Consider the following 18,796-nt stretch of genomic DNA (forward strand, 5'->3'; position numbering starts at 1 on the left):
CATGAGCCTGCACCCCGCGTCCCGGACGCTTCTCGCGCAGCTCGAGGCCGGTGACGAGCTCCGGCTGCCGGGCGACCTGGACGCGATCCGCTCGGGCGCCCGTGCGGCGGCGATGGCTGCTCCGAAGATCGGCCTCGACTGGGTCGACGACGTGGACGCGGACGGCGTCCCGTGCCGGCTCTACCGGCCGCGGGTCGGCGCCCCCGTCGCGCTGTACGTCCACGGGGGCGGCTGGGTGCTGCACGACCTGGAGACGCACGACGCCTTCTGCCGCTACCTCGCCCACCGGACGGGCTGGGCGCTGCTCGCGGTCGACTACCGCCGCGCCCCCGAGCACCCGTACCCCGCACCCCTCGACGATGTGCAGACCGCCGCACGCTGGCTGCGTTCCCACGCCCGCGAGCACCGGGTCGACGCCTCCTTCCTGCCGGGGATCGGCGACTCGTCCGGCGCCAACCTCGTCGCAGGCCTGTGCGTGCGCGATCCCTCGGCCCTGGACTTCCAGGTCCTGATCTACCCGCCCGTGGACCGCCGTGCCGAGCTCCCGCCGCAGCTGGCCACCGCAGCCCTGGACGGCGAGACGATGGACTGGTTCTGGGACGCGTACGCCCCGGGGGAGGCAGCGGACCACCCGGAGGTGTCGGTGACCCGTGCGGCCAACCTCGCCGAGCACCCCGCCGCGTACGTCCTGACCAACGAGCACGACGTGCTGCGGGACCAGGCCGAGACGTACGCCGCCCGGCTCGCGGAGGCCGGGGTGGACGTCGTCGCCCACCGTGCGCTGGGGATGGTCCACTCGTTCTGGCGCCAGCCCGAGCTGTTCGAGGCTTCGCGATCGGCCGTCGTGACGGTGGGCGCACTGCTCGACACCCGCAGGTCTGGCACGCGCTGACTGGCATACTGTCCGGGTGACCCCGGACGTGCCGACCGATCAGGCCGTCGCGGAGACCCCGATCGACCTGCGGCGTCGTCACCGGCTCATGTTCGTCGCGGCGTTCGGTGTGCTGCTCGTCGCGGCCATCCTGCTCGAGCGTGGGCTGGTGCCGATCCTCGTCGTGGCAGCGCTGACCCTCGCCGCCCTCATCGACCCGCGGCTCGGCGAGCGTCCGCCGTGGACCCATGGTCTCCCGGGCGTCCCCGACGGTCCGCCGAAGCAGAGCCGGATCCCTCCGGTGGTCTACCTCGTGTCGAGCGTCGTCACGCTCGTCGCGACCGCGGTGCTCGTCGCGCTCGGCCCCCCGACGTGGGCCTTCGTCGTCCTGGCCGTGCTTGCGGCGGTGGCCTGGTTCGTCTCCGCGGAGAGCGCGTGGCGCTACGCCCTGCACTCGTGGCGGGTGCGCCGCGGCCTCCGGGCGTACGCCCCGACGACGGCGATGGGCTACGCGGGCCGGTCGGGTGCGCCGTGGCAGCTGCGGATGTGGGAGCCCTACATCCTGCGCTCGGGCGAGCCGAACATCGTGGTCAACCTGCACGAGAAGTACGCCCGGATGATCCTCAAGGACGCGGGCCTGTCGTCGCCGTTCGTCCAGCTCGGATCGCGCGGCTTCGACGACCTCGACGGCGTGCTGGTGCCCTCGCTCAAGGCCGTGTTCTACGTGCAGAACGCGCGGGCGAACGCGGGCTTCATGGCGCACAAGCGGCTCACCCACGTGTGGCTCAACCACGGCGACTCCGACAAGCCGGCCAACTTCAACCCGCGCCACGCCCTCTACGACAAGCTGGTCGTGTGCGGCCAGGCCGGCATCGACCGCTACGCGAACCACGGCATCCACGTCGATCCGGAGAAGTTCGTGATCCTGGGCCGGCCGCAGGCCTCACGGGTCAAGCAGGCGTACGGGCCGATCGCGGATCGCGATCCCAAGGTCGTGCTCTACGCGCCGACCTGGCACGGGCTCGACGACGCGGTCAACTTCTCCTCCCTCGAGCGCGGACCCGAGATCGTGCGGGCGCTGATCGAGCGCGGCGTCACGGTCATCTTCCGGCCCCATCCGCTGAGCTATCGCTGGCGCATCCGGCGCGCCGTCGTCCAGGAGATCCGCGAGATCCTCAAGGCCGACAAGTCGACGTCGGACCGCAAGCACCTGTGGGGACGCACGGTCGACAAGAAGTGGACGGTCGCGGGCTGCGCCAACCGCTCGCACGCGCTCATCTCCGACGTGTCCAGCGTCGTGTCGGACTACCTGCAGTCCGAGAAGCCCTACGCGATGACGAGCATGCGGGCGTCCGTCGAGGACTTCCGGGCGGAGTTCTCGGTGGCCGAGACCGCGTACGTGCTGCTCGGCGACCTGTCCAACCTCGACGAGGTGCTGGACGATCTGCTCGTGCGCGACCCGCTGGCCGAGGAGCGTCGCGAGCGCAAGCGCTACGTGCTGGGCGACTTCGTGGGCCGCGAGTCCGAGGACGCCTTCGCCCAGTTCGTGCGAGAGCTCGTCCGAGGCGCTTGACGCACCGGTTGAGCGGGCTGGGAGACTTCTGCCATGCGCGTCCACATCGCCGCCGACCACGCCGGCTACGAGCTCAAGTCCCACCTCATCTCCTGGCTGACCGCCAACGGCTACGAGCCGGTCGACCACGGAGCGCACACGTACGACGCGGAGGACGACTACCCGCCGTTCTGCATCGCGGCGTCGGAGGCGGCCGTCGCGGAGCCGGGCTCCCTCGCGATCGTCATCGGCGGCTCCGGCAACGGTGAGCAGATCGCGGCCAACAAGGTCAAGGGCGCCCGCGCGGCACTGGCCTGGAGCACCGAGACCGCATCGCTCGCGCGCCAGCACAACAATGCCCAGGTCGTGGCCGTCGGCGCCCGCATGCACTCCGAGGAGGAGGCGACCGCGATCGTCGAGGCGTTCTTGACCACGCAGTGGAGCGAGGCCGCCCGGCACCAGCGCCGCATCGACATGCTCCTGTCCTACGAGGAGACCGGCGAGCTTGCCTGAGGGGCACACCCTTCACCGGCTGGCCGCGGACCTCGCCGGGACGTACGTCGGACGGCAGGTCCGCTCGAGCAGCCCGCAGGGGCGGTTCGAGGCGGCGGCCGCGCGCCTGGACCGGCGCGTGCTCGAGGGCGCCGAGGCGTACGGCAAGCACCTGTTCGTGTCGTTCGAGGGCACCGAGGAGCAGGTCCACGTGCATCTCGGCCTCTACGGCACGTTCCTGATCTCACCGGGCGTCGGACGTCCCGTGGTGGGCCAGGTGCGGTGGCGCCTGGAGGCGCAGGACACCGCGGACCTGCGCGGGCCCAATGCGTGCGAGCTGCTGACGCCGCCCGCGGTCGAGCAGATCCTGGGGCGTCTCGGGCCCGATCCGCTGCGGGCGGACGCCGACCCCGATCTCGCGTGGCACCGCATCCACCGCTCCGACACGCCGATAGCGGCGCTCCTGATGGACCAGAAGGTCCTCGCGGGCGTCGGCAACGTGTATCGCGCCGAGGTGCTGTTCCGCCAGCGCGTCGCCCCGATGACCGCGGGCCGGCGGATCCCGCGGGTGCGATGGGACGCGATGTGGGCTGATCTCGTGGCCCTCATGCAGGTCGGCGTCGAGCGCGGCCGGATCGACACCGTCCGGCCCGAGCACGAACCGCAGGCGATGGGCCGCGATCCCCGCGCGGACGACCACGGCGGCGAGGTCTACGTGTACCGCCGTGACGGTCAGCCCTGCCTCGTGTGCGGGACGCCGGTGCGCCGGCGGGACGTGGCGGGCAGAAACCTGTTTTGGTGTCCCTCCTGCCAGCAACGTCGTTAGTCTTTTGGGTGTGACCAGCAGATTCCGGCGGGCCCTGCCCGGGGTTGCCGGCTACCTCGACGACCGCATCGTGCGATGGCGCACCGGTACGGCCGAGGGGCAGGTCGCGGTGCTGTCGGTGCTCATCGCGATGTGCGCTGCGCTGCTGGTCGGCTCGCTGGCCAGCTATGACACGTTCCCCGCCCCGGTGTTCGTGATCCCGCTGCTGCTCGGCGCGATGGCGCTGCGCTACCGGACGCTGCTGACGTTGGTGCTGGTGATCGTCGTGTGCGTCGCGGTCGCGGTGACGCGCCAGTACGTCGTGGCGGTAGCCGACGGCGACCAGGGCCTCACCGCGAGCCGCGTCAGCACGCTGGTCGTCCTCGCGCTGGCGGCCGCGATCGTGCTGTACGAGTCCAGCCGGCGCCGCAGCGGCCTCCCCGGTCCGCTGGGCGAGGCCATGCTCATCGACCTGCGCGACAAGCTGCAGGCGCAGGGTCTCGTGCCCCAGCTGCCCGAGGGGTGGGACTCGCAGTCCGCGATGCTCTCCGCTGGCGGGGCCAAGTTCGCCGGTGACTTCCTGGTCGCCAACCTCACCGAGGACGAGACCCGGCTCGAGATGGTCCTGGTCGACGTGTGCGGCAAGGGCGTCGGAGCGGGCACCCAGTCCCTGCAGTTCGCCGGCGCCCTCGGGGGCCTGATCGGCGCGCTGCCACCTCTGGGCCTGTTCGCGGCCGGCAACGACTTCTTGCTGCGCCAGCACTGGGACGAGGGATTCGCGACCGCGGTGCACGTCTCGGTCGACCTCGCCACGGGGGACTACTCGATCACCAACGCCGGCCACCCTCCCGCGCTGCGCTGGAATGCCGCGTCGGGGGACTGGGAGATCGACGGCGCGCGCGGCACGGCGCTCGGCATCACGCAGCGTCCCGACCTGCACCAGACCGTGGGCCGGCTCGAGACCGGCGATGCGTTGATGTTCTACACCGACGGGGTCGTCGAGACCCGCACCCAGGACTTCACGACCGGGATCGAGTGGCTGCGGGACGCAGCGCGCACGGTCGTGGCCTCTGGCTTCGACCAGGCCGCCCGCCGCATCATCAAGCTCGTGTCGTCGGGCGACGACGACCGCGCGGTGCTGATCCTCAGCCGTCCCGGTGTCGCAGTCCCGCTGGTGCTCGAGGCCCCTGAGCTTGAGCGCCTGCCCGCGAACGACGCGGCGGTGAACGAAGAAAGGGCCCCTCGATGAGGGGCCCCTTCAGCTGAGCGGACGACGAGACTCGAACTCGCAACATTCTGCTTGGAAGGCAGAGACTCTAGCCAATTGAGTTACGTCCGCAGGTGCTGCCGAAGCAGCGCAACCATGATGCCACAGCCCTCCCACCGGCCGTGAATCGCCCGCCCCCATCCGCCGACGAGTCACGCACGGACGCCGAGGAGTCACGTACGGACGGCGAGGAGTCACGTACGGACACCGCAGGTGACTCCTCAGCGTCCGTGCGTGACTCGTCAGCGAACGGGGATGACGAGGTCGGCGTGGTGGCGGGGACGGTCACGTGCGAGGTAGGCCTCCTCCTGCTCGGCCCACACGTCCCAGAACGGCGCGTACGTCTCGCCGTCCCGACCGAGCGCACGCGCACGGCGTACGTCCGTCGGCGCGTCGAGCCAGATCAGCAGGCTCAGGTAGGGCCGGATCACGGCCGCCCCGCTGCCCACCCCGTCGAGCACGAGCAACGGCGCAGGAGGCACCCGCAGCGGGGGAGCGGGCTCGTCGCGCACCCACGACCAGCGTGGCGCGACCCCGGTGCCGCCCGCCGCGATCGCTTCCAGGACGCCGGCGACCAGGGGCGGCGTGGCCGCCAGCCCGTGCCAGCCTGGATAGACGTCGTCGAGGTGCAGCACGGCCGCGCCGGTCGCCTCGACGAGACCAGCCGTGAACTCGGTCTTGCCCGCCCCGCTGCGTCCGTCGACCGCGACGACCGTGGTCGAGCCGCACGCGGGCGCACGGTCCGCGATCAGCTCGACGAGCGCGTCGTACCGATGCAGGGCCACGGCCCCAGTGTCCACTAGACTGACGCGGCTACGGGATGTAGCGCAGCTTGGTAGCGCGCGCCGTTTGGGGCGGTGAGGTCGCAGGTTCGAATCCTGTCATCCCGACACATCACGTCGATCCGTCCGGGCACGCCCGCAGGACGGTGGCGCATTATCGTGGATTCCGCAGACATGAGAGACTGGACGGACGCTTTGACGGCCGTCCACGGCCGCAGCGGGTCGCACGACCCCCCATTCGAGATCATGCAGGAGTCAAACACGTGAAAAGCACCACCGAGACACTGAGCCCGACACGGGTCAAGCTCACCATCGAGGTGCCGTTCGAGGAGCTCAAGCCCAGTCTTGACGCCGCCTACAAGACCATCGGCTCGCAGATCACGATCCCCGGCTTCCGCAAGGGCAAGGTCCCCGCGGCGATCGTCGACCAGCGCATCGGACGCGGCGCGGTCCTCGACGAGGCGCTCAACTCGGCACTGCCCGGCTGGTACAGCCAGGCGCTCCAGGACACCAACCTGCAGCCGCTGAGCCAGCCCGAGATCGACCTGTCGAAGTTCGAGGACGGTGAGACCATCGAGATCACCGCCGAGCTCGACGTCCGCCCCGAGCTGACGATCCCCGACGTCTCCTCGATCGAGGTCACCGTCGAGGACGCCACCGTCACCGACGAGGACGTCGACCAGCAGCTCTCCGCCCTGCGTGAGCGCTTCGCGACGTTCGCCGAGGTCGACCGTCCCGTCGCCGAGGGCGACTTCCTGACGATCGACCTGTCCGCCGCGCAGAACGGCGAGGAGATCCCCGAGGCCCAGGCCGCGGGCATGCCCTACTCGGTCGGCAAGGCCACGATGCTCGAGGGCCTCGACGAGGCGCTGATCGGCCTGTCGGCCGGCGAGTCCAAGACGTTCACGACCCAGCTGGTCGGCGGCGAGCTCGCCGGTCAGGACGTCGACGTCACCGTCACGGTCAAGGACGTCAAGGAGCAGCAGCTCCCCGAGCTCGATGAGGAGTTCGCCCAGACCGCGTCGGAGTTCGACACGATCGAGGAGCTCCGCGCCGACGTCACCGACCGCGTGACCCGCGGCAAGCGCATGGAGCAGGCCAACGAGGCGCGCGACCTCGTCCTGGACGAGATCGTCAGCCAGACCGACGCCCCGCTGCCCGAGAGCCTCGTCACCGAGGAGATCGCCAGCCGCCGTCAGCAGATCGAGCAGCAGCTCGCGATGGCCGGCGTCCCGTTCGAGCAGTACCTCGACGACGAGAAGCAGACCGTCGACGAGTTCGAGGCCGAGCTCGAGAAGCGGGTCCGCGACTCGCTCGTGGCGCAGTTCGTGCTCGACCAGGTCGTCGCGAACGAGGAGTTCGGCATCGACGACAGCGAGCTGTCGCAGCACATCATGCGCCGCGCGCAGCAGTCGGGCGAGGACCCCAACTCGTACATCCAGCACATCATGGAGCACAACCACGTGCCCGAGATGGTCAGCGAGGTGCTGCGCGGCAAGGCGCTGGCGTCCCTCGTGGAGTCCGCGAAGGTCACCGACAAGTCGGGCAACGTCATCGAGCTGTCCAAGCTGCGCGCCGATGGCACGTTCGCGGACGACAACGAGGGCGACGACGAGAGCACCGAGGAGACGCCCACCGAGGCGTGAGCAGGTCCTCGGCTCGCACCGTTTCTCATTCCTGCCCCGTGACGGCAGGATGGGCACATGCCTGCTGAGCCCGTACGGACGACGGACGTCGCCGCGCTGGCGCTGGACTACGGCGATCGCCTGATCGTCGGGACCGCGCGCGAGATGCATCGTGCCGCCTCGGCACGCGTCTTCAAGGCCACTCGTGTGGTCGGGGGACGCGTGCCGGAGTCGTTGCACGACGCCGTGGTGACGTCCGTCTACGGCGCCATCTCGGGGGCCCTGCGGGTCTCGAGCGGGTCCGTGCGCGCGCTGGCCGCGCGCGGCGTGGGTCGTCCGATCGAGACGAGCCGCCGCGGCCGACTGGTCGTTGCCGCGGTCAACGGCCTGATCGGCGACGAGCTGCGCGCGCTCGGCGATCCGCAGGCGATCACGATGGCCGTACGCCTCGAGGGCGACGACGTCCCCGCCGCCTCCTGGCAGCTCGGCGAGGCGTTCCGGGACGCCACGAGTCACCCCGTGATCTTCGTCCACGGCCTGTGCGAGAACGACGAGTCGTGGTCCAACGGCGCCGCCGCGCACGGCACGACGTACCCGGACCGGATCGCGGCCGAGACCGACGGCACCCCCGTGCTGATCCGCTACAACACGGGTCTGCACATCTCCGAGAACGGTCAGCACCTGGACGCCCTCGTCCAGCAGATCGTCGCCCACTGGCCCGTGCCGGTCACGCGCATCACCCTCGTCGGTCACTCGATGGGAGGCCTGGTGGCCCGTGCCGCGACCAACCACGCGACGGCGTCCGGCCAGACCTGGCAGCACCTGGTGCGCGACGTGGTGTGCCTCGGCACGCCGCACGCGGGCGCCAACCTGGAGAAGGTGGCGCACCTGGGGTCTCGGCTGCTGACGTTCTGGCCCGAGTCGACGCCGTTCAGCACGCTGCTCGAGCACCGCTCGGCAGGGATCGTCGACCTGCGCCACGGCTACATCACCCGTGACGAGTGGGAGGGTCAGGACCTCACGGGGCAGTGGGGCCTCGACCGCATCGCTGCGGCGCCCCTGCCGCACGCGGAGTACCACTTCGTCGCGGCGACGCTGGGCGCGTCGCAGGGGCATCCGCTCAGCTCGGTGCTGGGCGACCTGCTGGTGCACTTCTCGTCCGCGACGGGCGTGGGGCGTACCGGGCCGATCGTCGAGGGCGCCCGGTTCGAGTACCTCCCGAGCGCGCACCACTTCGCACTGCTCAACCATCCGCAGGTCGGCGACTGGCTCGTCGAGTGGCTCAACGCGCGCACCCGCAGCCCTCGCGCGCTGCCCGCGCCGCGTCAGGCCTGACACGACCTGGTCATCTGGATAGGCTCGGGCGACCCCACACTCCCGAGGAGCCCCATGCCCAATCAGCAGCTGATCGACGGCACGATCGACATCGACGCCAGCCCCGCCACGGTCTGGGCCGTGGTGTCCGACCTGCGTCGCATGGGGGAGCGCAGCCCGCAGTGCCGCCGCATGTTCGTCCTCGGCAAGGAGATCGGTCTCGGCACCCGGACCTTCAACATCAACCGACAGGGCTGGAAGCGCTGGCCCACGAACGCCAAGGTGGTCGCGTTCGAGCCCGAGCGCAAGATCGCGTTCCAGATCCTGGAGAACCGCACGATCTGGACGTACGAGCTGGAGCCCACCGCGACGGGCACGCGCCTGACGGAGTCGCGCACGACGCCCCGTGGCGTGGCTGCGGTGTCGAACTTCGCGACTGACAAGATCCTGGGCGGGACGGACCGGTTCGAGGCTGATCTGAAGGACGGCATCCGGCACACATTGGAGCAGGTCAAGGCCGCGGCGGAGGCCGCCTGATGGGTCAACCGCCCCTCGAGGCGTCCATCGAGATCGCGGCCCCGCCCGCGGCCGTGTGGACCGCTGTGTCCGATCTCAGGGCCATGAAGGACCGCAGTCCCGAGCTCGTCAGGACCTGGTTGCTGGGCCGGCCCGGGCTGGGCTGCCGGGGCGTCCACCTCAACCGGCGCAAGGTCGTCGTGTGGCCCACGTTCAGCCGCATCACCCGGTGGAAGGACCCGGCACGGGACTCCGGCCGCGGGGCGCTGGCGTTCCACGTCATGCCCACCGACGTCGAGTGGTCGTACGAGCTGCAGCCCACGGACGGCGGGACGCTGGTGACCGAGCGGCGCTCGGCCATGCCCGCGGCCGGCCCGGTCGTGAGCGCGATGGCGCGGTTCCTGCTGGGCGGGGCCGATCACCACGACACCGAGCTCCTCGCCGGCATGCACCGCACCCTCGAGGCCCTCAAGTCAGACCTCGAACGCTGAGGGGAGCCCCCCGTCCGCTGAGGAGAGCCTCCGGTTCGCTGAGGGGAGGCCGCGGTTCGCTGAGGGGAGACTCCAACCCGCGCGTCGGCGGACGTAAGGCTTGCGTCGGCGGACGGGAGGCGCGCGTCGGCGGACGGGAGGCGCGCGTCAGCGGTCGACGAGGGTGAGCTCGAAGGCGTAGAGGTCGGGGCGGTACGCGTGCCGGCCGTACTCGACCGCGCGCCCGGCGTTGTCGTACGCGGTGCGCTGCATCGTGAGCAGGGGCGCCCCCTTGCGCTCGCGCAGCAGGCGTCCCTCGTCAACCGTCGCACCGCGCGCGCCGATCCGCTGGCGGGCCACCCGCATCACGATGCCGGAGTCGCGCAGGTACGCGTACAGCCCGGTCTCGGCCAGGTCGACCTGCTCGAGGTCGACGACATCGATGGGGATGAAGTTGTGCATGAGGGCCAGCGGCTCCTTGTCGACGAACCGCAGCCGCTCCAGCGACCACACGTCGGCGCCCTTGCTGAGCTGCAGCTCGCGCGCGACGTCCTCGTCGGCGGGGACCCTGCCGATCGCGATGACCTCGGTGCGCGGCTTCTGGCCCGCCGCGCTGAGGTCGTCGTGCAGGCTGGTCAGCTCGACCGAGCGGCGGATCTTGCCGTGGACGACCTGGGTGCCGACACCGCGCTTGCGCACGAGCATGCCCTTGTCGACGAGGACCTGGATCGCCTGCCGCATCGTGGGTCGGGACAGGCCCAGGTCGGCCGCGAGCGAGATCTCGTTGTCGATGCGCTCGCCCGGCGCGATGGTGCCGTCGAGTATCGCCTTCTCGAACTGCTCGGCCACCTGGAAGTACAGCGGGACGGGGCTGGAACGATCGAGGGTGAAGCGAGGGCCGGCCATGCACGCAAATGTATCGCCAACCGAGGCCATGTCCATATGTCATGACATATGCTTGACAGCCCCGTGTGCCGTGGGACACACTCCTTCGTATCGACTTTGTCACGACAAATAGAAATCCGAGGAACCTGTGTCGACGACCCTTGACCCCCAGGGCCTGACCCCCGTACGCATCGCCGGTGCGCCGATCTCGTGGGGCGTGTGCGAAGTGCCCGACTGGGGCTACCAGATGCCCGCCGAGCGGGTCCTGACCGAGATGCAGTCCCTCGGGCTGAGCGCGACCGAGTTCGGTCCGGACGGCTTCCTGCCCGAGGACCCGCAGGAGAAGGCGGAGTTCCTGGCCAGCTACGGGATGCACGCGGTCGGCGGCTTCCTGCCGATCCTCCTGCACGATCCCGCGCACGACCCCATGCCCGAGGTCGACGCGTACATCGACGCCTGCCTGGCCGCCCGCGCCGGCGTGGTCGTGCTCGCCGCGTCGACAGGAGTCGAGGGCTACGACGCCCGGCCGGTCCTCGACGAGCTGCAGTGGAAGACGCTGCTGACCAACCTCGACCGCATCGCCGCCCACGCGCTCGAGCGCGGCGTCGTCGCGGCGATCCACCCCCACATCGGCACGGTCGTCGAGGACGCCGGCGAGGTCCAGCGCGTCCTGGACGGCTCGCGCATCGGCCTGTGCATCGACACCGGCCACCTGGCCGCGGCCGGCGCCGACCCCGTCGCGATCACGCTGGCCAATCTCTCCCGCGTCAAGCACGTGCACCTCAAGGACGTCGACGCCGCAGCCGCCGCGCGGGTCGTGTCGGGCGAGGTCGCGTTCGCGGACGCCGTCGCCGCCGGCATGTGGCGGGTCCTCGGCCAGGGCGACGTCGACATCAGCGCGATGATCGCCGCCCTGCGCACGCACGGCTACGACGGCTGGTACGTGCTGGAGCAGGACGTGATGTTCAAGAACGGTGCCCCCGAGGGTGAGGGCCCCGTCGCGGACGTCCGCTCGTGCCTGGACTTCGTGAGGGCGGCTCTCGCATGAGTGCCCACGAGCTCATCGCGATGGGACGCGTCGGCGTCGACATCTATCCCGAGCAGATCGGTGTCGGCCTCGAGGACGTCACGTCCTTCGGCAAGTTCCTCGGCGGCAGCGCGACCAACGTGGCGGTCGCCGCGGCACGCCTCGGCCACCGCTCCGCGATCGTGACCCGCACGGGCGACGACCCGTTCGGCCGCTTCATCCACGCCGAGCTGGTCAAGTTCGGCGTCGACGACCAGTACGTCACGCCGGTCGAAGGGCTGCCGACCCCGGTCGTGTTCTGCGAGATCTTCCCGCCGGACGACTTCCCGCTCTACTTCTACCGTGAGCCGAAGGCGCCCGACCTGGAGATCTCGGTGGACGAGCTGGACTTCGACGCGATCCGCGCCGCGGACGTCTTCTGGGCGACGGTCACCGGCCTGTCGCAGGAGCCCAGCCGGGAGGCCACCCTCGCAGCGCTCGAGGCTCGCGGCAAGAATGGGATCACCGTGCTCGACCTCGACTACCGCCCCATGTTCTGGGACTCCGCCGCCTCGGCCACCGCCCAGGTGCAGGCGGCACTTCCGCACGTCACGGTGGCCGTCGGCAACCGTGAGGAGTGCGAGGTCGCGGTGGGGGAGACCGATCCGCAGGCCGCCGCCAAGGCGCTGCGTGGCCTCGGCATCGAGCTCGCGATCGTCAAGCAGGGCCCGGCCGGTGTGCTCGGCGTCCGCGGCGAGGAGTCCGTCGTGGTCCCGCCCGTCGCTGTCGACGTCGTCAACGGCCTCGGCGCGGGCGACGCATTCGGCGGCTCGCTGGTCCACGGCCTGCTCAACGGATGGGACCTGGACCGCATGCTCTCGTTCTCCAACGCGGCCGGGGCGTATGTCGCCGGCCAGCTGTCGTGCGCCGACGCGATGCCCACCGTCGACCAGGTCGACGCCGTTCTCGCCCAAGGAAGGGTCCGATGACCGCCGTCACCGCCCAGGACATCGCGGGGCTCGTCACGATCCGTGCCGAGCACCCCGAGCGTGTCGCCGAGATGGCCGCCGCGCGCACCCAGCCGGCCGGACTCGTCGGCAGCACCGGACGGCTGCTGCTCGTCGCGGCCGACCACCCTGCTCGCGGCGCACTGCGCGCCGGCGACGACCCGCTCGCGATGGGTGATCGGGCCGAGCTGCTGAGCCGCATGGTCCGCGCCCTCGACCGGCCCGGCGTCGACGGGGTCCTCGGCACGGCGGACGTCGTGGAGGACCTGCTCCTGCTCGGCGCGCTCGACGGCAAGGTCGTGATCGGCTCGATGAACCGCGGGGGCCTCGCCGGGACGACCTTCGAGATCGACGACCGCTTCACGGGGTACGACGCCCGGTCGATCGCGTCGGCGGGCTACCAGGGCGGCAAGATGCTGTTCCGCATCGACCCGGACGATCCCGCGACCCCCGCGACCATGCAGGCCTGCGCGCAGGCCGTCGCCGAGCTCGCCGAGCACCGCATGATGGCGATGGTCGAGCCGTTCATCTCCGGGCGCGACGAGTCCGGCCGCATGCGCAACGACCTGTCCACCGAGTCGGTCATCCGCTCGGCGACCGTCGCGGCAGGTCTCGCGCCCACCTCGGCGTACACCTGGCTGAAGCTCCCGGTCGTCGAGGACATGGAGGCGGTCCTCGCCGCGTCCACCCTCCCGGTGGTGCTGCTGGGCGGCGAGGTCTCCAGCGACCAGGACGCCCAGTTCGCGACCTGGTCCAAGGCGCTCGCGAGCCCGGCCGTCCGCGGCATGGTCGTGGGCCGGTCCCTGCTCTTCCCGCCCGGCGGCAACGTCGAGGACGCCGTGGACGCCACCGTGGAGATGATGACGGCATGAGCCTGGTGCTGCGAGCGGGCGAGGCGGCCACCGGGCCGTACGCCCTCGAGGTCACGCCCGAGTCCGCGGGCTGGGAGCACAGCGGCCTGAGGATCCTGGTGCTGGCCCCCGGCCAGTCGGAGCAGATCGAGACCGGCGACTCCGAGCACATGGTGCTGTCGCTCGGCGGCGCGGCCGAGCTGACGGTCGACGGCGAGTCGTTCACGCTGCTCGGGCGCACCGGCGTGTTCGACGGCCCGAGCGACGTCGTCTACGCCCCGCGGGACGCCCACGTGAGCATCTCGTCCGCCGCCGGTGGACGCTTCGCGCTGGCCTCGGCCCGCTGCCGCAACCGCCTCGCCCCGGCGTACCTCCCAGCGGGCGACGTGCCGGTCGAGATGCGCGGCGCGGGCCAGGCGAGCCGCCAGGTCAACAACTTCGGCGTCCCGGGCGTGCTCGAGGCGGACCGCCTCATCGCGTGCGAGGTGCTGACCCCCGGCGGCAACTGGTCGTCCTACCCGCCGCACAAGCACGACCAGGAGCGTGACGGCGAGACCCGGCTCGAGGAGATCTACTACTTCGAGGTCGCGGACGGCCCGGCCGGTCCGGGCATCGGCTTCCAGCGGGTCTACGGCCACGCCGACGCCGACATCGACATCTCCGCGGAGGTGCGCAGCGGTGACGCCGTCCTCATCCCGCACGGCTGGCACGGCCCGTCGATGGCCGCCCCCGGCTACGACCTGTACTACCTCAACGTCATGGCCGGTCCCGGCGAGGAACGGGCCTGGCTGATCTGTGACGATCCGGCACACGCATGGGTCCGTGACACCTGGGCCGACCAGGCCGTCGACCCCCGCCTCCCGTTCGGGAAGGAAGAGCACTCATGACCACCTTGACCGTCGCACAGGCGACCGTCCGCTTCCTCGAGGCCCAGTACACCTCGCGCGACGGAGTCGAGCAGCCGTTCTTCGCGGGGTGCTGGGGCATCTTCGGCCACGGCAACGTCGCAGGCGTGGGCCAGGCGCTGCTCGAGCGCGAGCAGTCCGGCGACCCCTCGCACCTGCGCTTCTTCCACGGCCGCAACGAGCAGGCCATGGTGCACGCCGCGGTGGCGTACGCCCGCCAGCGCGACCGGCTCGCGGCCATGGCGGTCACGGCGTCGGTCGGTCCCGGCGCGACCAACATGGTCACCGGCGCGGCCCTGGCCACGATCAACCGGCTCCCGGTGCTGCTGCTGCCCGGCGACACGTTCGCGACGCGCGTCGCGAGTCCCGTCCTGCAGGAGCTGGAGAACACCCAGCAGGGCGATCTGTCGGTCAACGACGTGTTCCGCCCCGTGTCGGTGCACTTCGACCGGGTCGACCGTCCCGAGCAGCTGGCGTCGGCCCTGCTGCACGCGACCCGCATCCTCACCGACCCGGCCGAGACCGGCGCCGTGACGCTCGCACTGCCGCAGGACGTGCAGGCCGAGGCGTACGACTTCCCGGACGAGCTGTTCGCCAAGCGGGTCTGGCACGTCGCCCGCCCCGTGCCGGAGCCCTCCGCGCTCGCCCGCGCCGTCGCCGCGATCCGGTCGGCCCGCAGGCCGCTGGTCGTCGCAGGCGGCGGCGTCACGTACTCGCAGGCCAACGACGCGCTGCGCACATTCGTCGAGGCGACCGGAATCCCGGTCGGGGAGTCGCAGGCCGGCAAGGGCGCGCTGCCGTACGACCACCCGCAGTCGGTGGGCGCGATCGGCTCGACCGGCACGACCGCGGCCAATGCGCTGGCGGAGGACGCGGACGTCGTGATCGGCGTCGGCACCCGGTTCAGCGACTTCACGACGGCCTCCCGCACGGTCTTCCAGGGCGACGGCGTCACGTTCGTCAACCTCAACGTGTCGGCGTTCGACACGCACAAGCACTCCGCGGTCAGCCTCGTCGCCGACGCGCGAGAGGGGCTCACGGCGCTGACCGCGGCCCTCGAGGGCTGGACCGCCGATCCCGCGCACACCGCCCGCGCCACCGAGCTGGCCCGGGAGTGGGACGCGATCGTCCAGCGCGCGTACGACGGCGAGGGCGCACCCCAGGTCGCCGACGGTCTCGCGATCCAGTCGCAGGTCATCGGCGCGGTCAACGAGCTGTCCGATCCGCGCGACGTGGTGGTGTGCGCGGCCGGCTCGATGCCCGGCGACCTGCACAAGCTGTGGCGCACACGCGACCGCAAGGGCTATCACGTCGAGTACGGCTTCTCCTGCATGGGATATGAGATCGCCGGCGGCCTCGGCGTCAAGATGGCCGCGCTCGACACGGACGACGCGCGCGACGTGTTCGTCATGGTCGGAGACGGTTCGTACCTCATGATGAACACCGAGCTGGTCACGGCCGTGGCCGAGGGAGTCAAGGTGATCGTGGTGCTGGTGCAGAACCACGGCTACGCCTCGATCGGGGCGCTGTCGCAGTCGCTCGGCTCGCAGCGCTTCGGCACCGCGTACCGCTACCGCACCGACACCGGCCTCGACGGCGACAAGCTGCCGGTCGACCTCGCGGCGAACGCCGCGAGCCTCGGCGCCGACGTGCTGTCGGCCTCCGGCATCGAGGACTTCCGCGCCGCGGTGCTGAAGGCCAAGGAGTCGACTCGCACGACGGTCATCCACGTCGAGACCGACCCGCTGGTCCCCGCCCCCGACAGCCCCGCGTGGTGGGACGTCCCGGTCGCCGAGGTGTCGGCGCTCGACTCGACCCGCGAGGCCCGTCGGACGTACGACGAGCACAAGACCCGCCAGCGTCCCTTCCTGACGCCGGCCTCCGAGACGAAGGATCGATCATGACGCAGTACAACCACTACATCGGTGGACGAAGCTTCGAGGGCGAGAGCGACCGCTTCGGCGACGTGTACGACCCCGCGCGCGGCATCGCGAAGTCGCAGGTGCGCTTGGCGACCGCAGGTGACGTCGACGCGGCGGTGCAGGCCGCGCGGACCGCGTTCGAGACGTGGGGCGAGACGTCGGTGACCGCACGCTCGCGGGTCATGTTCGCCTTCCGCCAGCTGCTGGTCGAGCACGAGGACGAGCTCGCAGCCCTCATCTCCTCTGAGCACGGCAAGACGCTCGACGACGCGCGCGGCGAGGTCGTCCGCGGTCGCGAGGTCGTCGAGTTCGCCTGCGGCATCCCGCAGCTGCTCAAGGGCGAGTACAGCGACAGCGTCTCGGGCGGTGTCGACTCCCACACGTTCCGCCAGCCGATCGGCGTCGTCGCCGGCATCACGCCGTTCAACTTCCCGATCATGGTCCCGTTGTGGATGCACCCGGTCGCGATCGCGACCGGCAACACGTTCATCCTCAAGCCGTCCGAGCGGGTGCCCGGCGCGTCCGACCTGGTGGCTCGCCTCTACACCGAGGCCGGGCTGCCCGACGGGGTGTTCAACGTCGTCCACGGCGACAAGGTCGCGGTCGACGCGATCCTGGAGCACCCCGACATCGCGGGCGTCTCGTTCGTCGGCTCCACGCCGATCGCACGGTACGTCCACGAGAACGCCTCGCGCACCGGCAAGCGGGTGCAGGCCCTCGGCGGTGCGAAGAACCACGCCGTCGTGATGCCCGATGCGGACCTGGACTTCGCCGCCGACCACATCGTCGCGGCCGGCTACGGCTCGGCGGGCCAGCGCTGCATGGCGATCTCGGCCGTCGTCGCGGTCGGCCCGGTCGCGGATGCGCTGGTCGAGAAGATCCGCGAGCGCAGCGTCGACCTGAAGGTGTCGGTCGGCACCGACCCGGACGCCGAGATGGGACCGGTCGTCACGGCCGCGTCGCGCGACCGGGTCGTGGACTACATCGGTCAGGGCGAGGCGGACGGAGCCACGGTCGTCGTGGACGGCCGCGACCTGGTCGTCGAGGAGTTCGAGGAAGGCTTCTTCGTGGGCCCCTCGCTGCTCGACGGCGTCACCACCGACATGTCGGTCTACACCGACGAGATCTTCGGACCCGTGCTCACCGTGCTGCGGGTTCCGACGCTGGAAGCCGCCCTCGAGCTCATCAACTCGAATCCGTACGGCAACGGCACAGCAGTGTTCACTTCCTCGGGTGAGGTGGCACGAACCTTCCAGCGGAAGGTCCAGGTGGGCATGATCGGCATCAACGTGCCGGTCCCCGTCCCGATGGCCTTCCACTCCTTCGGAGGCTGGAAGGACTCGCTCTTTGGGGACCACCACATCCACGGTCCCGAAGGAGTGCGGTTCTATACACAGGCAAAGGTGGTCACCACGCGGTGGCCGCACGTCAGTGAGGAATCACTCGCCCAGCTCAACTTCCCGACGGCTCAATGACGTCGGGTCTCACGTGAAGACAAGGAACGCACTGATGAAGACAGTCACATCGAAGAAGAAGGCGCTGAGGCTCGCCGGCGTCGCCGTGGTGGTCGGCTCGCTGCTCGCGGCGTGCAGCGGCACCGGCAAGGATGACGACGCGACCAAGGACAACGCCAAGGACCTCAAGTACGCCGTGATCACCCACAGCGGCCCGGGCGACGCGTTCTGGGACCGGGTCAAGTCCGGCGCCGAGAAGGCCGGCGAGGACTACGGCGTCGAGATCAAGTACAGCGCAGATCCCGATCCGGCTCAGCAGTCCCAGCTCATCGACAGCGCGGTGGCCGACAAGTACAACGGCATCGTGGTGTCGATGGCCAACCCCGACGGGCTCGAGGACGCGATCAAGAAGGCCGTCGCCGCGGGCATCCCCGTCGTGACGATCAACTCCGGCGTGGACCGCTTCAAGGAGTTCGGCGCGATCACGCACATCGGTCAGACCGAGACCATCGCCGGCGAGGCCGTGGGCGAGCGTCTGAAGGCGGACGGCGCCAAGAACGCCATCTGCGTCATCCAGGAGGCCGGCAACGTCGGTCTGGAGGAGCGCTGCAAGGCGGTCGCCGAGACCTTCGGCGGCAAGATCTCCAACCTGCAGGTCGACGGCACCGACGACAGCGCGGTCCAGGCCACGATCACCTCCAAGCTGCAGACCGACAAGAGCATCGACACCGTCCTGACCCTCGGCGGTCAGTACGCGATCGACGCGGTCGGCTCGGTCGAGGAGTCCGGCAGCTCGGCGAAGGTCGCGACCTTCGATCTCTCCGAGGACGTCATCAAGAACATCCAGGACGGCAAGATCACGTTCGCCGTGGACCAGCAGCCGTACGTCCAGGGCTTCCTGGGCGTCACGACGCTGTACCTCAAGGACGTCAACGGCAATGATGTCGGCGGCGGCCAGCCGGTCAACTCCGGCCCGGCCTTCATCACCAAGGACAACGCCGACGAGGTCCTGAAGTTCGCCGCAAACGGAACCCGCTGACCTGACCCCGGGGCCCGGCCCGTCCGGGCCCCG

Annotated in this window: 18 protein-coding genes and 2 tRNA genes; 17 read left to right on the top strand and 3 right to left on the bottom strand. The window is 70.7% G+C overall.

Annotated elements, in window-relative coordinates:
• The first annotated feature begins 1 nt into the window (after nt 1).
• The 5 genes from GEV27_RS17065 to GEV27_RS18290 are packed head-to-tail and all read left to right on the top strand — an operon-like array spanning nt 2 to nt 4,969.
• Nucleotides 2-892 (top strand): alpha/beta hydrolase, encoded by an 891-nt coding sequence (locus GEV27_RS17065; RefSeq protein WP_153935163.1) that lies wholly within the window; start codon nt 2-4, stop codon nt 890-892.
• 16 nt (nt 893-908) lie between these two features.
• Nucleotides 909-2,444 (top strand): CDP-glycerol glycerophosphotransferase family protein, encoded by a 1,536-nt coding sequence (locus GEV27_RS18285; protein WP_153935164.1) that lies wholly within the window; start codon nt 909-911, stop codon nt 2,442-2,444.
• A 33-nt stretch (nt 2,445-2,477) separates the two neighbouring features.
• A complete protein-coding gene (locus tag GEV27_RS17075; protein ID WP_153652063.1) occupies nt 2,478-2,936 on the top strand; it encodes a ribose-5-phosphate isomerase in 459 nt (152 codons plus the stop codon).
• On the top strand, nt 2,929-3,741 hold the full coding sequence (locus tag GEV27_RS17080) for an Fpg/Nei family DNA glycosylase (RefSeq protein WP_153911672.1): 813 nt from the start codon (nt 2,929-2,931) through the stop codon (nt 3,739-3,741). The genes GEV27_RS17075 and GEV27_RS17080 overlap by 8 nt, the downstream gene beginning before the upstream one ends.
• 10 nt (nt 3,742-3,751) lie before the next feature.
• The gene (locus tag GEV27_RS18290; protein ID WP_153935165.1) at nt 3,752-4,969 is read left to right on the top strand and encodes a PP2C family protein-serine/threonine phosphatase; all 1,218 of its coding nucleotides are present in this window, start codon (nt 3,752-3,754) and stop codon (nt 4,967-4,969) included.
• A 16-nt stretch (nt 4,970-4,985) separates the two neighbouring features.
• On the opposite strand, the gene GEV27_RS17090 is transcribed toward GEV27_RS18290, so the two are convergent.
• Nucleotides 4,986-5,059 (bottom strand) — tRNA-Gly (locus tag GEV27_RS17090).
• 170 nt (nt 5,060-5,229) lie between these two features.
• Complete coding sequence (locus GEV27_RS17095) at nt 5,230-5,772, bottom strand: hypothetical protein (RefSeq protein WP_153935166.1); 543 nt, start codon at nt 5,770-5,772, stop codon at nt 5,230-5,232.
• Nucleotides 5,773-5,803: 31 nt separating this feature from the next.
• Here GEV27_RS17095 and GEV27_RS17100 point away from each other — a divergent pair.
• The 5 genes from GEV27_RS17100 to GEV27_RS17120 all read left to right on the top strand — a co-directional run bounded on the left by GEV27_RS17100 (nt 5,804) and on the right by GEV27_RS17120 (nt 9,715).
• A tRNA-Pro gene (locus GEV27_RS17100) sits at nt 5,804-5,877 on the top strand.
• 155 nt (nt 5,878-6,032) lie between these two features.
• Nucleotides 6,033-7,415: a trigger factor gene (tig, locus tag GEV27_RS17105; RefSeq protein WP_309222342.1), complete on the top strand. Its 1,383-nt coding sequence runs from the start codon at nt 6,033-6,035 to the stop codon at nt 7,413-7,415.
• 57 nt (nt 7,416-7,472) lie between these two features.
• Nucleotides 7,473-8,729 carry a triacylglycerol lipase gene (locus GEV27_RS17110; protein WP_153935167.1) on the top strand — a complete coding sequence of 419 codons (1,257 nt, stop codon included), beginning with the start codon at nt 7,473-7,475 and terminating at the stop codon, nt 8,727-8,729.
• A 54-nt stretch (nt 8,730-8,783) separates the two neighbouring features.
• A complete protein-coding gene (locus GEV27_RS17115; protein WP_153911669.1) occupies nt 8,784-9,245 on the top strand; it encodes an SRPBCC family protein in 462 nt (153 codons plus the stop codon).
• Nucleotides 9,245-9,715 (top strand): SRPBCC family protein, encoded by a 471-nt coding sequence (locus GEV27_RS17120; protein WP_153935168.1) that lies wholly within the window; start codon nt 9,245-9,247, stop codon nt 9,713-9,715. The genes GEV27_RS17115 and GEV27_RS17120 overlap by 1 nt, the downstream gene beginning before the upstream one ends.
• A gap of 147 nt (nt 9,716-9,862) precedes the next feature.
• Here GEV27_RS17120 and GEV27_RS17125 read toward each other — a convergent pair whose 3' ends face one another.
• Nucleotides 9,863-10,600, bottom strand: a complete 738-nt coding sequence (locus GEV27_RS17125) for a GntR family transcriptional regulator (protein ID WP_153652071.1) — start codon at nt 10,598-10,600, stop codon at nt 9,863-9,865.
• A 127-nt stretch (nt 10,601-10,727) separates the two neighbouring features.
• Between GEV27_RS17125 and GEV27_RS17130 the strand changes: the two genes are divergently transcribed.
• The 7 genes from GEV27_RS17130 to GEV27_RS17160 are packed head-to-tail and all read left to right on the top strand — an operon-like array spanning nt 10,728 to nt 18,763.
• A complete protein-coding gene (locus tag GEV27_RS17130) occupies nt 10,728-11,627 on the top strand; it encodes a TIM barrel protein (protein ID WP_243838936.1) in 900 nt (299 codons plus the stop codon).
• Nucleotides 11,624-12,574 carry a 5-dehydro-2-deoxygluconokinase gene (gene iolC, locus GEV27_RS17135; RefSeq protein ID WP_153911666.1) on the top strand — a complete coding sequence of 317 codons (951 nt, stop codon included), beginning with the start codon at nt 11,624-11,626 and terminating at the stop codon, nt 12,572-12,574. The genes GEV27_RS17130 and iolC overlap by 4 nt, the downstream gene beginning before the upstream one ends.
• Entirely contained in the window at nt 12,571-13,464 is an 894-nt protein-coding gene (locus GEV27_RS17140) for an aldolase (RefSeq protein WP_153935169.1), read from the top strand. The genes iolC and GEV27_RS17140 overlap by 4 nt, the downstream gene beginning before the upstream one ends.
• Nucleotides 13,461-14,330 carry a 5-deoxy-glucuronate isomerase gene (gene iolB / locus GEV27_RS17145; protein ID WP_153935170.1) on the top strand — a complete coding sequence of 290 codons (870 nt, stop codon included), beginning with the start codon at nt 13,461-13,463 and terminating at the stop codon, nt 14,328-14,330. The genes GEV27_RS17140 and iolB overlap by 4 nt, the downstream gene beginning before the upstream one ends.
• The gene (gene iolD / locus GEV27_RS17150; protein WP_153652074.1) at nt 14,327-16,252 is read left to right on the top strand and encodes a 3D-(3,5/4)-trihydroxycyclohexane-1,2-dione acylhydrolase (decyclizing); all 1,926 of its coding nucleotides are present in this window, start codon (nt 14,327-14,329) and stop codon (nt 16,250-16,252) included. Before iolB ends, iolD begins: the two co-directional genes overlap by 4 nt.
• Nucleotides 16,249-17,745, top strand: coding sequence for a CoA-acylating methylmalonate-semialdehyde dehydrogenase (locus GEV27_RS17155; protein WP_153935171.1), 1,497 nt, complete (start codon nt 16,249-16,251; stop codon nt 17,743-17,745). Before iolD ends, GEV27_RS17155 begins: the two co-directional genes overlap by 4 nt.
• Nucleotides 17,746-17,779: 34 nt before the next feature.
• Entirely contained in the window at nt 17,780-18,763 is a 984-nt protein-coding gene (locus tag GEV27_RS17160) for a sugar ABC transporter substrate-binding protein (RefSeq protein ID WP_153652076.1), read from the top strand.
• Nucleotides 18,764-18,796 lie beyond the last annotated feature (33 nt).

It is taken from the genome of Aeromicrobium sp. S22 (genome assembly GCF_009661045.1).
GTDB classification, from domain to species: domain Bacteria; phylum Actinomycetota; class Actinomycetes; order Propionibacteriales; family Nocardioidaceae; genus Aeromicrobium; species Aeromicrobium yanjiei.

What these genes read in the sequence shown, in the direction of transcription:
- GEV27_RS17065 (WP_153935163.1), top strand. Translation starts at nt 2, where the DNA reads ATGAGCCTGCACCCCGCGTCCCGGACGCTTCTCGCGCAGCTCGAGGCC.
- GEV27_RS17075 (WP_153652063.1), top strand. Translation starts at nt 2,478, where the DNA reads ATGCGCGTCCACATCGCCGCCGACCACGCCGGCTACGAGCTCAAGTCC.
- GEV27_RS17110 (WP_153935167.1), top strand. Translation starts at nt 7,473, where the DNA reads ATGCCTGCTGAGCCCGTACGGACGACGGACGTCGCCGCGCTGGCGCTG.
- GEV27_RS17115 (WP_153911669.1), top strand. Translation starts at nt 8,784, where the DNA reads ATGCCCAATCAGCAGCTGATCGACGGCACGATCGACATCGACGCCAGC.
- GEV27_RS17120 (WP_153935168.1), top strand. Translation starts at nt 9,245, where the DNA reads ATGGGTCAACCGCCCCTCGAGGCGTCCATCGAGATCGCGGCCCCGCCC.
- GEV27_RS17125 (WP_153652071.1), bottom strand. Translation starts at nt 10,600, where the DNA reads ATGGCCGGCCCTCGCTTCACCCTCGATCGTTCCAGCCCCGTCCCGCTG.
- iolC (WP_153911666.1), top strand. Translation starts at nt 11,624, where the DNA reads ATGAGTGCCCACGAGCTCATCGCGATGGGACGCGTCGGCGTCGACATC.
- GEV27_RS17140 (WP_153935169.1), top strand. Translation starts at nt 12,571, where the DNA reads ATGACCGCCGTCACCGCCCAGGACATCGCGGGGCTCGTCACGATCCGT.
- iolB (WP_153935170.1), top strand. Translation starts at nt 13,461, where the DNA reads ATGAGCCTGGTGCTGCGAGCGGGCGAGGCGGCCACCGGGCCGTACGCC.
- iolD (WP_153652074.1), top strand. Translation starts at nt 14,327, where the DNA reads ATGACCACCTTGACCGTCGCACAGGCGACCGTCCGCTTCCTCGAGGCC.
- GEV27_RS17155 (WP_153935171.1), top strand. Translation starts at nt 16,249, where the DNA reads ATGACGCAGTACAACCACTACATCGGTGGACGAAGCTTCGAGGGCGAG.
- GEV27_RS17160 (WP_153652076.1), top strand. Translation starts at nt 17,780, where the DNA reads ATGAAGACAGTCACATCGAAGAAGAAGGCGCTGAGGCTCGCCGGCGTC.